This is a genomic window from Rhodovibrio sodomensis (genome assembly GCF_016583645.1).
In the GTDB taxonomy this organism is placed as follows: Bacteria; Pseudomonadota; Alphaproteobacteria; order Kiloniellales; family Rhodovibrionaceae; genus Rhodovibrio; species Rhodovibrio sodomensis.
Window position 1 is genome coordinate 1 of record NZ_NRRL01000132.1, and the last position, 12346, is coordinate 12346.

The following is a 12346-nucleotide window of genomic DNA, read 5'->3' on the forward strand; positions in this document are numbered from 1 at the left end:
CCTACAGTCGATTAAGGCAGACGGGGCTTGTGGTCTGAGGCTGCCGGCAGGAAATCTTATCTGTTGGACGGGTGTACCTTCGGCAGCGGACGCGGCTCAGCCGGCGCCGATGGGCCAGGGATGACCCAGAGCGGTCAAGATGGTTTGCGTTTCTCACCAAGGCATTTCGCAAAAAACTGTTAATGTCCCTATATTGACACGCGAAGGTGTAACCCAGCTCACAAAAGCGGGCTCTTCGACGCTGCAAATGAATTTCGGCTGGCGTTTCGGCCCGGCTGCCCGGTAGGTTGATCCCCGAGTTGAACTGGTGATAGCTGCGCCGTAACGCGCTTTTTAGACCTTTTAGAGGTGACGACCTCGTGCGCGGGACGCCTATAAAAGATGGTCTTCAGCTGTCAGAATCCCAGATCAGAATGCATTTTCAGCGCCATAGTGCTTAAAAGCCACTATTTTCCTCCGGATCTTATGGTCCATTAAGACCTCTTGGATTACGGTATGATCGCATAAGTGCGCATAAGTGCGCATAAGTGCGTCTGAAGACACCTCAATGGAGCTATCGGCGTAATGACAAGGCTGCCAGTGATCCACGTTGGCTACCACAAGACTGCAACCACTTGGTTTCAGAAAACCTTCTATCCAATTGTGCAAAACGGGGTTTATATTCCGCGCCAGAATGTTCGACGCGCGTTTCTGTGCCCATCGGCGTTCACTTTTGATGCCGATGAAGCGCACAACACGCTCGACATCCCAGAAGGCGCGCGCCCCATCATCTGCGAGGAAGCGCTGGTCGGCTATTACGGCAACGCTGGGCTGCTGCAGGCGTTGTCCAAGGACGTGGCGTTCCGGCTGCGTGACACGTTCCCCGATGCGCAGATTGTCATCACCCTGCGCCACCAGTTCGACGCCATCACCGCCACCTACCTTCAATACATCCGCCGCGGCGGCACGGCGTCCGTGCGGCGCTTTCTGTGGCCGTACCACTACCAGCGGCGCTACCGCACGAAGCCGTTCAAGAAGCCCATGTTCCGGCTGGAGCACCTGGAATACCACCGCCTCATCCGCCACTACCGCGCGGTGTTCGGCGCGGGCAACGTCCACATCTACCTGTACGAGGACTTCAGGGACGACCCGCGGGCGTTCCTCGCCCGCATGTGCCGCGATCTGGGGCTCGAGGCCGATATCGATGCGCTGGAGCTGGGCGCGACCAACATCTCCTACGGCACGAGGACGGCGCAGGCGGCACGAATGCTCAACGTCGTCACCGTCGGCGACGCCGCCAATGCGATCACCGCCCTGCCGCTGATGCCGCGCAAGGTCAACGAGGTCATCATGCAGCAGCTCAACCGCACGCCGCTGGCCGGGCCGAAGGTCACGCCCGACCGGCTGCTGGGCCCGGCGCTGCGCGACGAACTGGCCGCCGCCTACGCCGACAGCAACGCCGCGCTGCAGGCCGAGCTGGGCCTGGACCTCGCCCGCCACGGCTATCCGCTTCCGGCGGACGGCACTGCCCCCGGCACCGCCCGCGATGCCGCCTAGGCGTCACCTGTGCAGAAAACCGGCGATGACGTCGGCGGCGCGCGCGCCGGCGGGCGTGTCGGGATCGTGGTCGAAGGTTGCGGCAAACAGTGCATCCTGTTCGGCGCGGTAGGCGCTAGGCGCGCCGCGGGCGCGGTCGAGCGCCGCGGGAAGCTGGTCGATGTCGCGCACCACCTCGCCGGCACGCCACATGGCGAGGTTCGCGGCCGGCTCGCTCCCCGTTAGGTCGTGGGCGTCTAGAAACACGCACGGGCGCGGCCGCCACAAAAACTCGTACACCTGGCTGCTGACGTCCCCTAGGTAGATGTCCGCCGCCAGCACGTGGCTCATGTCGAAGCACGCATCGCTGCCGGTGTCGACGTGGATGCCGTGCCGGCCCCGCCAGCGCTGCAGCGGCCGCGCCCGGTGCCTGAGCGGCCGGCTGTAGAGCACCGGGTGCGGGGCGAAGATCAGATTGTAAGCCGGGCTCTCGCGGAAAAAATCCAGCACCCGCCGCCCCCAGCGCGGCCACGAACTCTCGCGGTTGCTGTAGTGCGGGTTGTAGAGCACCACCGGCCGGTCGTCGGCGAACGGCCGCGTGGGACGCGCCAGCTGCGGCGCCACGTCGAACTTGGGATAGCCCACCACCCGGCAGCGGTCGGCCGCCACGCCGCCCTCGGTGATCAGCCGCTCGCGAACCTTCTCGCCGGCGGCGAGCACCAAGTCAAACCGCGAAGCCCGGGCGTCGAACCCCACCGCCCGGTCGCCAGCGCCGTGGCGGGTGTGGATCATAACCAGATGCCGCAGCGCCGGGTCGTCGCGCAGGGCAAGGCTGGTTTTCTCCGGCGTCACCACCGCGTCACACGCGGCGAGCTTGTCCCGGTTCAGCCTGAGCCGCGCCGCCTTGCCCGCATGCACCGCGGGCTTGAGTGCCGCGGCGCCCCAGCGCACCGGTGTCGGCACCGCCAGCCGAATGCTGCGGCAGCGGTGGTCCGGGTACAGCGACAGCACCCGCTCGAGCACCGCTTCCACCGCCGGGCCGGCGGTCAGGAGCACCACCGCGTGCCCGTGACGGCGCGACAGCCCGGCGGCGACGGGGGCTGCGTGCAGCACCTGGTGCGGTGCCTCGTGGTTGAGCAGGAAGCCGACACGCATCATGCTTGCTCCGCAGGCTGCACATCCGCGGGCCGCGCCGTTCCCAGCACGTTGCGCGCGCCCAGCCCCAGCCCGGCAAGGGTCACCGCGCCGTGCACCACCATCGCCGCTGCCGCACCGACGAGCCCCCAGCCGTCAACCAGCACTGCCATGGCGGCGAGATACCCGGTCATTGCCGCGATGCGCGCGATCACAAGGCTCCGCACGCGCCCCGCCGCCGACAGCAGCGGCGCCAGCGGGAACGCCCACGCTGCCAGCACCCCGCCGGCCGTTAGCAACACCATCGGCAGATGCGCCGGCGCGTAATCCGCGCCGACGATCATCATGATCAGCGGCTTGCCCGCCGCCGCCAGCACAAAGAACAGCACCAGCGCCAATCCGCCCGCCAGCGCGGCCGAGCGCAACACCATCCGCCGCCGCTTGCCGGGTTTGTTGGCGGCGGAGAGGTGCGCCAGCTCCGGGTAGATCGCCGGCGCCAGCATCTTGTGGCTAGGCTTGACCAGGAGGTCGGCGAACTGCTCGGCGATGCGGTACAACCCCGCCGCTGCAGGGCTAAGCATGGCACCAACTATGAGCAGCGGCAAGCGCGTGTTGGCCAAGTTCAGCGTTCCGGCGACGTTGGTGCCGGCCACGAACCGCCAGATGCCCGGCTCAGGGTTCAGTGTGCGGTGGTCCAGCCCAGCGCGGAAGTCGCGCACTAGATCGCGCCGAAACAGCTCCCGCCACGCCAGCACCACAAGCCCCAGCCGGGCGCCGGCCAGCGCCACGAACCACAGCACCAGAAACGCCGTTAGCCCGCCGCCGGCAGCGAACAGCACCGCCGCGCCGACGCACCGCACCGCTGGGGCGAGGGTGCTCTGCACCGCCACCAGATCAAAGCGGTCGAACAGCCGCAGCGTGCCGTTGTGCGCGGCGCCCAGCACCATCAGCGCCACACCGGTGCCGTACAGCCGCGCGGCGTCCTGGTGGGCGGCGGAGATTTCGAACAGTGCCGCCAGCGGGCCCATCGCCGCGAGCACCACCAGCAGCCCGACAACAGCCGCCAACACGTCAAGGCCGAAGCTGAACGCCAGCAGCCTGTGCAGGCGCGGCACATCGCCCGCTTCCCGCGCCTGGGCGCCGTATCGCAGTATCGGTTCCCAGGATTGGAAACGGACGATTTGCCCAATCGTCTGCGTCGTTCCATGGATTAACATCAGCACGCCGAAGTCAACGATGCCCAACGCGCGCGAAGACAGCGCCAAGGCACCGAGTGTGAGCACGCCGCTTGCTGTCTGCCCGCCTAAAAGAAATGAGGCTTTGCGAAACGGGTCGACGAGGAGACTCAAAGGTGATGCCCATCGAGCGCGAAATGGAAATCGTAATAACGCTGGCATGACCAACCTTTAGATGTATCCTTTAGATGTATTTCCCGATTTTCGACATGCGACGGGTAGGTTATGCTTCTAAATCAAAGCCATGGGATGACCCAAGTTTCAAGAAAGTGCGCACAACCTAGGGTCAAGCTGATAGCTCCTCCGCTGCAACAGTTATACACAACCGTCTCGCGTTGTAAAACCCGGAGAGATTGGAACGCGGGTGCCATTTGCATGTCCGACTGAAAACCCTTCACCGTCGGCTCTTGGCCCATCCCTGCGGATATCCTGTCGGCAGGGTGCGTCGGGAGCCCATCGTAAAGCGGCCGAAAAGGCGGACCGGTGCCGCCCCGGCTGATCACCCCGGCTGATCAGTCACTAACATCGCGGGCCCTCGGGCTCATTTTTCCAACCACCCCTTCAACCGCGACCATCGCTTCCGCTCGCCCGTGCCTTTAACCGCGATCCCGATCGCGCGCTTCTGCCCGACGATCACCAGGAGCCGCTTCGCCCGTGTGATCCCGGTGTAGAGCAGGTTCCGCTGCAGCATCGGGTAGTGCTGGGTGGTCACGGGGATCACCACGGCCGGGTACTCCGATCCCTGCGCCTTGTGGATCGTCGCCGCGTAGGCCGGCACGAGCGCGTCCAGTTCACCGAAGCCGTACACCACCGCCCGGCCCTCGAAGTCGGCCGTGAGCTCGGAGGTGTCCGTGTCCACGCCCGTCACGAAGCCAAGGTCACCGTTGTAGACCTCCTTGTCGTAGTCGTTCTCGATCTGCATGACCTTGTCGCCCGGGGCGAACTTCGAGCCGAAGCGCTCGACCACCGGCGCGCCGTCCGGGTTCAGCGCCGCCTGGAGATCGACGTTCAGCGACCGCGCCCCCAGCCCGCCGCGGTTCATCGGGCACAGCACCTGGACGTCGCGCACCGGATCCAGCCCGAAGCGCCGCGGGATGCGGGTCTTCACCACCTCGACGATGCGCGCGGCGGCCGTCTCCGGATCGTCGGCGGGCACGAAGTAGAAGTCGCTGTCACCGTCCGGCGGCCGCAGGTCCGGCACCTTGCCGGCGTTGACGCGGTGGGCGGCGGTGACGATCCGGCTCTGCGCGGCCTGGCGGAACACTTCCGTTAGCCGCACCACCGGCACGGCTTCGGAGGCGATCAGGTCCGCCAGCACCTGGCCAGGCCCGACGGAGGGGAGCTGGTCGACGTCCCCCACCAGGACCAACGCCGCGGCGTCCGGGATCGCCTTCACGAGCGCGTACATCAGCCGGACGTCGACCATCGACGTCTCGTCGAGGATGACGGCGTCGGCGGCAAGCGGTCGCTCCTCGTCGCGCTTGAAGCCGCCGGTCTTGGGATCCGTCTCCAGCAGGCGGTGGATCGTCTGGGCGGCCATCCCGGTCGTCTCGCTCATCCGCTTGGCCGCCCGGCCGGTGGGCGCGCACAGCTTCAGGTTGGTGCCCTTGGCGGCCAGGATCCGCAGAACGCTGTTCAGCACCGTGGTCTTGCCCACGCCCGGGCCGCCGGTGATCACCGTCACCTTGTTGGCCACGACCGTCCGCACTGCTTCTTTCTGGCCGTCGGCGAGGGTCACCCCCGCCTGGCGCTCTGCCCATGCGATCGCCTTCTGGGTGTCGATCGACGGCCAGGGCAGCGACCCTGCCATGATCGCCCGCAGGCGTTCCGCGATGCCCCGCTCGGCGCGGTACAACCCCGCCAGGAAGATGCAATCCGTTGCGTCGACGGCGTCTGCGACGACGTTGCCCTCCGCCAGCTCGTCGCCCAGCGCGCTCTCGATCAGCTCCGCCGGAACCTCGAGGAGCCGCTCGGCCAGCGGCACGAGCTCCACCCGCGGCAGCCCGCAGTGGCCTTCGTCCATCGCCTCGCCCAGAGCGTAGGAGATGCCCGCGCGCACGCGGATCATCGCGGTCTTCTCGATCCCCAGCTTCTCCGCGATCTGATCCGCCGTGACGAAGCCGATGCCCCGGATGTCGCGGGCCAGCCGGTACGGGTTCTCCGACATCACCTGGACGGCGTCGGCGCCGTAGGTCTTGTAGATTCGCACCGCCCGGGCTGTCCCGACGCCGTGGGTGTGCAGGAACAGCATGATCTCCCGCACGACCTTCTGCTCGGCCCAAGCCTCGGTGATCCGCTGGGCGCGGATTGGGCCGATGCCGTCCACCTCGCGCAGGCGCGCCGGCTCTTTCTCGATGACGTCGAACACGGCCTCGCCGAACGTGTCGGCGAGTTTGCGGCCGTAGACTGGGCCGATACCCCGGATCATGCCGGAGGCGAGGTAGCGGCGGATCCCGTCGAGCGAGGTCGGCGCGGCCGCCTTCAGGTAGCGTGCCCGGAACTGCAGGCCGTGGGTGCGGTCGTTGACCCAGGTGCCGGTCGCGTTGATCCATTCACCCGCCGAGATCGCCGCGGCGTGGCCGACGATCGTGACCAGGTCGCGGTGACCGCGGGCCTTCACACGCAGGACGCAGAAGCCGTTGTCGGGGTTGTGGAACGTCACGCGCTCCACCGAGCCCGCGAGGACCTCCTGGGTGGCCTGGTCCGGCGCCACAGCCGCTTTACCCTGCGTCCGGCCGGGTCATCCGGCCCCGCAGCAGCGCTTGGCCTTGCGGCCAGAGCCACACGGACAGGGCTCGTTGCGGCCAACCTTGCGGCGACGTGGCGGTGCCGGTGGTTCCATTTGCTCGGATGGCTCACGTAGTTCCCAGAACGCGTATATCCCCCGGATCAGATCCGGCATGACCGTCACAAGGTACGAGTCCAGTTCGTCCGCCGGGACGTCGTCGACCGTCACCACAGGGTCGCCGTTGGCGTTCGTCATGTACGAGAACAGAGGTGCCACCAGCTGACGGCCGTTTTTATCCTCAAGGAGCGGCACCCACGCATCCTCGCGTAGACTGAGCGCTTTCAGAAAGCCGATCGCCCAGCCGCGCATACTGGGCTCGCCGTCGGGGCCTCTGTCGAAGTGAAACGCCGGGGGCTGTTCTCGCTCTAGGCGCACGAACTGGTTGATCTCGTTGAAGCGGGCCATGACGGCGGCGAGCACCCATTGGCCCTGCTCCTCGGACTCGAACGGAGCGTCGCCCCAGATCATCGGCATCCATTCGCCCGGCCTGATCCGGGTGGGGCTGACGACGATGCCGGCTAAAAAACCATCCAGCACCGAGGCCCACATCCATTCCGCGGGCGCGTCTTCGCTGTCCAGGAATGCGGCCAGTTCGTTGAAGTCGCCGGTCGGCTCGATCAGCTCATCGTCCGTCATGCGTGCCTCCTACCACATCCGGCTTGCGATCTCCTGCTCTTCGGCCCCGACGGCGTCCGCGTAAATCGCGGTGGTGCTGAGCTGGGCGTGACCCAGCCACTTCTGGACCATGTTCAGCGGGATGCCCTTCGTGACCGCCTGCACGCCGAAGGCGTGCCGCAGCCCTGTCGGGGTCGCCTGCGGTCCGTCCAGCCGGGCTTGCCGCATGACGCCGGCGACGCGCCGCCAGGCCGTCGGCCGGCTCCACGGCCAGAGCCGCGTTCTCCGGGTCCACGCACGCCGCTGCAGGGCTTTCAGATCATGGACCAGATCGAGGGCGTCGAGCACGGCCGGCGGCACGGGCACGGCCCGGTAGCGCCCCGGCCGGCGCTGCTTCAGGCTTTCGAAGATCACCACCCCGGCGTCCAGGTCGACGCGGTCAGCCGTGAGCGCGAGGCCCTCACTGATCCGACATCCGGTGTAACAAAGTGTGAGGCAGAAGGTGCGGGTCTCCCGCGGCGCCTGCTCGGCCGCGCTCAGAAAGCGCGCGCGCTCGTCGGCGGTCATGTACTTGCGCCGGCCCTGGGCGTCGTAGAGCTGCAGACCCTCGGCGGTCATGCCCCTGGCCTCGCGACGTGCGGCCCGCCGGGCCATCCATGGGCGCACATGTGCTGCCAGACCGCCCGGGCCGCGAGCGCATCGCCGGCGGCCCGGTGCGGCGGGTTGCCGGCGGCGTCCCAATCGTAGCCGATCCAGCCCGCGGCCTCGATCAGCTTGGGCCATTTGTACCAGGCGAAGAACCGCTCGGCCGCGAGCATGGCGCAGTGCGCGGACGCGATCGGCAACTGACTTTCGAAGAATCCGAGATCGAAGCGGGCGTTGTAGATCACGAGATCCTCGCCGGCGACGAGGTCGGCCACGTCAGCGCGCACGGCGTCGGCCGGGCGGGCATCGGCGACATGTTCGGGCGCGATGCCATGGATCCCCTGGGCCTCGGGCCAACCGCTCCGCATCCACCGCTCGGCCGGGCGGCAGACCTCGTCGATCAGGCGCTCGCCGCGGGCATCGATCAGGGCGACCTCGACAAGATCGTCGTGCGGCGGCCGCAAACCGGTTGTTTCGGTGTCGAGGTAAAGCGTCATCGCGTCACTGTCCTGCACCCGGGTCGACGCATCCGGATCCCAGGGCCGTCGGAGCGTTCCGGGCCCCCTCCCCCGTCATGCGATCCGCCGGTAGCCCTTGCGCTCCTTGCGCCGGACGGGATCCTGCATCTTACCGCGGGCGGCCAGGGTGTCCGGCTGGGCGTCGAGCCGCATTCGCCCGGGCTCACCGATCCGGCCCCATTCGCGCACCAGGGAAACGTCGCCGAACAGCCCGGGCCAGATGGCGCAGCGGTAGAAACGGTGCTTGTTGCTGGTGCTCTCGATGCGGATCAGATCGGCGGCATCGCTTTGAAACGTAACATCCGACATTTGTTTCACTCTGAGCCCGAAAAAGGCCCCGACGAGCCGGGGCACTTCTTCTAACGTCCTGGGAATCCTACCATGCCCGCGGGCGCCGGTGAAACACAATTACCAATAGTGTTTCAGCGCAACGCTGCTTGGAGTATTCGCGAAGATATGTCAGGCTTTTGTGGTTGGCTAAAATGCCATTTTGGAAAAGACTGCTCTGCGATGAGTGACGACCCGAATACTCCTCGAGTTTCATCGATTTTAGAGTATGCGTATCGAGTCGCGTTGGAACGTCATTCTGCGTTGCATACCGAGTACGCTCAGTTGCAGCATCGGCTTCCTATTCCTGCAGCGCACGCCGCGGTTAATGCCGAAAATTCTGGCCATCTGGATTTTGTAATTCGAAGTATGGAAGATGAGCTTGGTGAGGACTTTGCGAAGCAGGCTATGCCCAACTCATCCCCTGATCTGTCACTAAACATCCTTATAGGATGGTCGGAGATGTGGATCATAAGTGTCTACGAGGTGCTTCGGTCTGCGAAAGAGTACTCGCCAAACCTGATGGACATGGAGTTATTTCGTGACATAGGCAACGTCCGCATCCCACTGGCCAAGTACCAGATCGCAAAAGACAATAAGCTACGTGCACCTCTCAGGTTCGCCCGGGAAGGCGATAGCGACGTCCCTGAAAAGATCGAAACGTATGATCCAAAGGACTCTCAGCGACACCACACAGTGCCACGCGGGTTTTCTCAAAGAGGGTCGCTTCAGTGGTGCGTGATCGACGTCACCGATGAAAAATATGAGAAGTGGCTCGAAAGAAGGGACCTTGCCGACAGGTTTCTTCAATACATGAGGAGTCTTCCACCTGCTTAATTCGCTGCCCGGACCTGCCAATCAACGACGCGCGGCCGTAGAATAGCGACGCGAGTCCGCGCCGCGCCAGCTTCAAACGCCACGAGTCCCAAGTGCGGGCGGGCGCGAGGCGGCGGCCGGCACGACACGTTTTGCGAGTCCGTTGGGGCCGTTAGCGGTGGTGGCCATCTGCCTCGGCCAGCTCGCCAAGTGTTCGATGTGTCGCTGATGTCGCGGCTACCGTGGTCATGGCGGTGGCCAGCGCCAACGATACAGGAGCTCGATCACCGCGACCCAGAGATCGGCGAACCGGTTCTCGATGATGACCTTCAGCTGCCGACCGCCGGTGACGACGCGGGTACCGATGACGAGCAGGGCGCGGCGCAGCCAGTGCAAACTGACACCCTCGCCGCGGGCGGTCTCCAGGGCGCGCCGGGCGATGTGCAGGACCTGGTAGGCCAGTTGATTGAGCAGCAGCAGCGCCTCGTTGCGGGCGAACGCCTGGCTGGGCAGCTGGCCGGCACTGACAACCGGGCGGTCGGCGTAGCGGGTCTTCGGGCGATCCGTGGCGGACAGCGCGGGATGGCAGACTTCCTTCAATTCGCCCATGTGAGCTTCCGCCGTGCCTCTTTGACGGTAGCGCGCCAGGATCTCCTCGGCCGTCATGCGCTCGGGCGCGATGCTGGTGACCAGGTAGAACCGGTCCAGTTCGCGGTCTTCCGCACGCTCCTTCAGCACCAGGACGACCCGGCGCGGCGTTGACCAGGGGCCGGCCTGGTACGACAGGTCCAAGCACCACAGCCGGGGCTCGTGTGGCGGGCGCCCGCGCGGGCGCTTGCGGTAGGGCGCGCTGAGGCGGTCCAGCGCCGAGTTGGCCTTCAGGCGCGCGATATACGGCGTGCCGTTGGCCTCCAACGCTGCCAGGAGATCCTCGCTGGGAAACCCGGCATCCAGCCGGATCAGCGCAACCTGGCAGAGATGACGCTCTGCGCGCTCGACGACGTCGAGGATGAACGGCTTCGCGCCCGCGGCGCTGCCGGCGTTACCCGGGCGTAAGGCCGCGCCCAGCATGTCGCCGAGTTCGGCGCTGCTGGCGATCAGCGGATCGTAGCAGCGGCAACCGTGGTGGCCATTCCAGGCGCTGCCGGGCTGATGGCCCTCGACCGGGAACGCCAGACCGTCGATGTCGATCGTGATCGCGCGCTTGCGATGACCGCGGCGCCGGGCTTTCAGGCCGGTCCCGGCCAGGGCGGCCAGCGCCTCGGCGAGGATCGCGCGGTTGTCGCCGCGGGCCAGGATGTCGAGCGTGCGCGACAGCGTCGGCTGCGACGGCAGGGGCTGGTCGACGGCCGCTGGTCCACGCGTCTGGGTCGCGGAGATGCACAGCGCCGGCGCGTGACGCAGCCGGTCGGCATCCTGTCCGTGGCGCCAACCCTGGGCGATCAGGATAAGGTAGGCACAGACCAGCTCCTCGATGGGATACCAGATCGCCGCCTGCCGGCGCGGATCCTGCAGCCGGTCGGCCAGAAACCGCCGTAGCCCGCTGAGCTGCATGATCTCGCGCAGCAGCACCGCCCCGCCGGCGGTGCCCAGGCGCTCGTCGCGCCCCTCCACTTGAACTGACCGGTTGAACGAAGGGGTCAGCAGATGCCTACGCTCACTCATGGCGTGAACCTCGGCATGTTTCGTTGGACTTCCCACAAGCCCCGGTAACAGGGGCTTCCGAGGTCACGCCACCTCCCGCTACTACCCTCTCAGCGAATTACGCGGGTTCCAGTGCCTCCGACAGCAATGCCTCTCTCGGTGTTTGACCTCGTATCGTTTAGCGTAATGCTTGTGCTTCGCCAGCCGGCCCGGGAGCGGAACGTATATCGAGCGAGCCTTCTTCATGCACCGCCGCCACGGTAACCTTCTCTGCGCCCCCTCGGACCTGCTCCGCTTCCTGGGCTGCTTGCACGCGACCTGGCTCGATCTCAAGGCCCTGAACGAGCCGCTCGAGCGCGCGGCCGACGATCCGCAGATGGCGCTCATCCAAGATCACGGCCACGCTCACGAGCGCGCCTTCCTCGACGACCTGAAGGCCCGCTACACCGTCACGGCGATCCCGGCGGACACCGCTCTGGAAGATCGCGCACAGGCCACCCGTGAAGCCCTGCAGAGCGGCGTGCAGGTCATCTACCAGGCCACCCTCCTGCAACCGCCCTGGCACGGCCATGCGGACTTCCTGTGGCGCGTTGAGACGCCCGACGCACCCGGCGGCTTCGCCTACGAGCCCGTCGACACCAAGCTCGCCAGGCACGCGTCCGCGCGTCACGCCATCCAGCTCGCCTGCTACGCCGATCTGCTCGCCGCCGAGCAAGGCGCGACGCCGCGCGACATGCACCTGGTCCTGGGCGACGGCAGCTGGGAGGCGCTGCGCTTCGCCGGCATCGCATATTACTGGCGGCGGGCCCGGGCGCGCTTCGAGGCCTACCTCGCCGATCCGCCGGCGGTCTCGCACCCGGAACCGGTGCCGGCGTGCCCGCTCTGCCCCTGGCGCGAGCGATGTCGGGCCGAGTGGGTCGACCGGGACCACCTGACCCAGGTCGCCGACATCCGCCGCGGCCAGATCGCCAAGCTCCGTAGCGCCGGGATCGACACGGTGGCCGCCCTCGCCGCCCAGGACGAGAGCGCGCGCGTGCCCGGCATGGCCGACGGCACGTTCGCCCGCCTGCGCACCCAGGCCGCCCTCCAGGTCCGCGGCCGCGAAGCCG

Annotated in this window: 10 protein-coding genes and 2 pseudogenes; 3 read left to right on the forward strand and 9 right to left on the reverse strand. The window is 66.7% G+C overall.

From position 1 onward, the window contains the following. The first annotated feature begins 564 nt into the window (after nt 1-564). Nucleotides 565-1536 carry a sulfotransferase gene (locus tag CKO28_RS23915; protein WP_200343408.1) on the forward strand — a complete coding sequence of 324 codons (972 nt, stop codon included), beginning with the start codon at nt 565-567 and terminating at the stop codon, nt 1534-1536. A gap of 3 nt (nt 1537-1539) precedes the next feature. Here the strand turns inward: CKO28_RS23915 and CKO28_RS23920 are convergent, their stop codons facing one another. From CKO28_RS23920 to CKO28_RS23950, 8 genes and pseudogenes are all read right to left on the reverse strand, one after another. After that, a complete protein-coding gene (locus CKO28_RS23920) occupies nt 1540-2673 on the reverse strand; it encodes a CDP-glycerol glycerophosphotransferase family protein (RefSeq protein ID WP_200343409.1) in 1134 nt (377 codons plus the stop codon). Then, a complete protein-coding gene (locus CKO28_RS23925; protein ID WP_200343410.1) occupies nt 2670-3998 on the reverse strand; it encodes a lipopolysaccharide biosynthesis protein in 1329 nt (442 codons plus the stop codon). The genes CKO28_RS23920 and CKO28_RS23925 overlap by 4 nt, the downstream gene beginning before the upstream one ends. A gap of 427 nt (nt 3999-4425) precedes the next feature. Further along, entirely contained in the window at nt 4426-6597 is a 2172-nt protein-coding gene (gene recD2 / locus CKO28_RS23930; RefSeq protein WP_200343411.1) for an SF1B family DNA helicase RecD2, read from the reverse strand. A 27-nt stretch (nt 6598-6624) separates the two neighbouring features. Further along, nucleotides 6625-6720 (reverse strand): annotated as a pseudogene (locus tag CKO28_RS29665) (SEC-C metal-binding domain-containing protein); the annotation flags it as partial. Nucleotides 6721-6762: 42 nt separating this feature from the next. Beyond that, nucleotides 6763-7308 (reverse strand): annotated as a pseudogene (locus CKO28_RS23935) (YecA/YgfB family protein); the annotation flags it as partial. A 9-nt stretch (nt 7309-7317) separates the two neighbouring features. Further along, on the reverse strand, nt 7318-7905 hold the full coding sequence (locus CKO28_RS23940) for a tyrosine-type recombinase/integrase (RefSeq protein WP_242480786.1): 588 nt from the start codon (nt 7903-7905) through the stop codon (nt 7318-7320). After that, nucleotides 7902-8429 (reverse strand): 3'-5' exonuclease, encoded by a 528-nt coding sequence (locus CKO28_RS23945; protein WP_200343414.1) that lies wholly within the window; start codon nt 8427-8429, stop codon nt 7902-7904. Before CKO28_RS23945 ends, CKO28_RS23940 begins: the two co-directional genes overlap by 4 nt. Nucleotides 8430-8504: 75 nt before the next feature. Then, nucleotides 8505-8759 (reverse strand): WGR domain-containing protein, encoded by a 255-nt coding sequence (locus CKO28_RS23950; RefSeq protein ID WP_200343415.1) that lies wholly within the window; start codon nt 8757-8759, stop codon nt 8505-8507. Between the two features lie 72 nt (nt 8760-8831). On the opposite strand from CKO28_RS23950, the gene CKO28_RS23955 reads away from it, so the two are divergent. Further along, nucleotides 8832-9614 (forward strand): hypothetical protein, encoded by a 783-nt coding sequence (locus CKO28_RS23955; RefSeq protein ID WP_200343416.1) that lies wholly within the window; start codon nt 8832-8834, stop codon nt 9612-9614. Between the two features lie 225 nt (nt 9615-9839). Here the strand turns inward: CKO28_RS23955 and CKO28_RS23960 are convergent, their stop codons facing one another. Next, complete coding sequence (locus CKO28_RS23960; protein WP_200343417.1) at nt 9840-11258, reverse strand: IS1380 family transposase; 1419 nt, start codon at nt 11256-11258, stop codon at nt 9840-9842. Between the two features lie 223 nt (nt 11259-11481). On the opposite strand from CKO28_RS23960, the gene CKO28_RS23965 reads away from it, so the two are divergent. Continuing rightward, nucleotides 11482-12346, forward strand: an 865-nt coding sequence (locus CKO28_RS23965; protein ID WP_200343418.1) for a TM0106 family RecB-like putative nuclease, incomplete at its 3' end; no start/stop codon positions are given.

Coding starts and splice junctions, on each gene's coding strand:
- CKO28_RS23945 (WP_200343414.1), bottom strand. CDS start 8,429: ATGACGCTTTACCTCGACACCGAAACAACCGGTTTGCGGCCGCCGCAC.
- CKO28_RS23960 (WP_200343417.1), bottom strand. CDS start 11,258: ATGAGTGAGCGTAGGCATCTGCTGACCCCTTCGTTCAACCGGTCAGTT.
- CKO28_RS23950 (WP_200343415.1), bottom strand. CDS start 8,759: ATGTCGGATGTTACGTTTCAAAGCGATGCCGCCGATCTGATCCGCATC.
- CKO28_RS23920 (WP_200343409.1), bottom strand. CDS start 2,673: ATGATGCGTGTCGGCTTCCTGCTCAACCACGAGGCACCGCACCAGGTG.
- CKO28_RS23955 (WP_200343416.1), top strand. CDS start 8,832: ATGCCCGCGGGCGCCGGTGAAACACAATTACCAATAGTGTTTCAGCGC.
- CKO28_RS23940 (WP_242480786.1), bottom strand. CDS start 7,905: ATGACCGCCGAGGGTCTGCAGCTCTACGACGCCCAGGGCCGGCGCAAG.
- CKO28_RS23915 (WP_200343408.1), top strand. CDS start 565: ATGACAAGGCTGCCAGTGATCCACGTTGGCTACCACAAGACTGCAACC.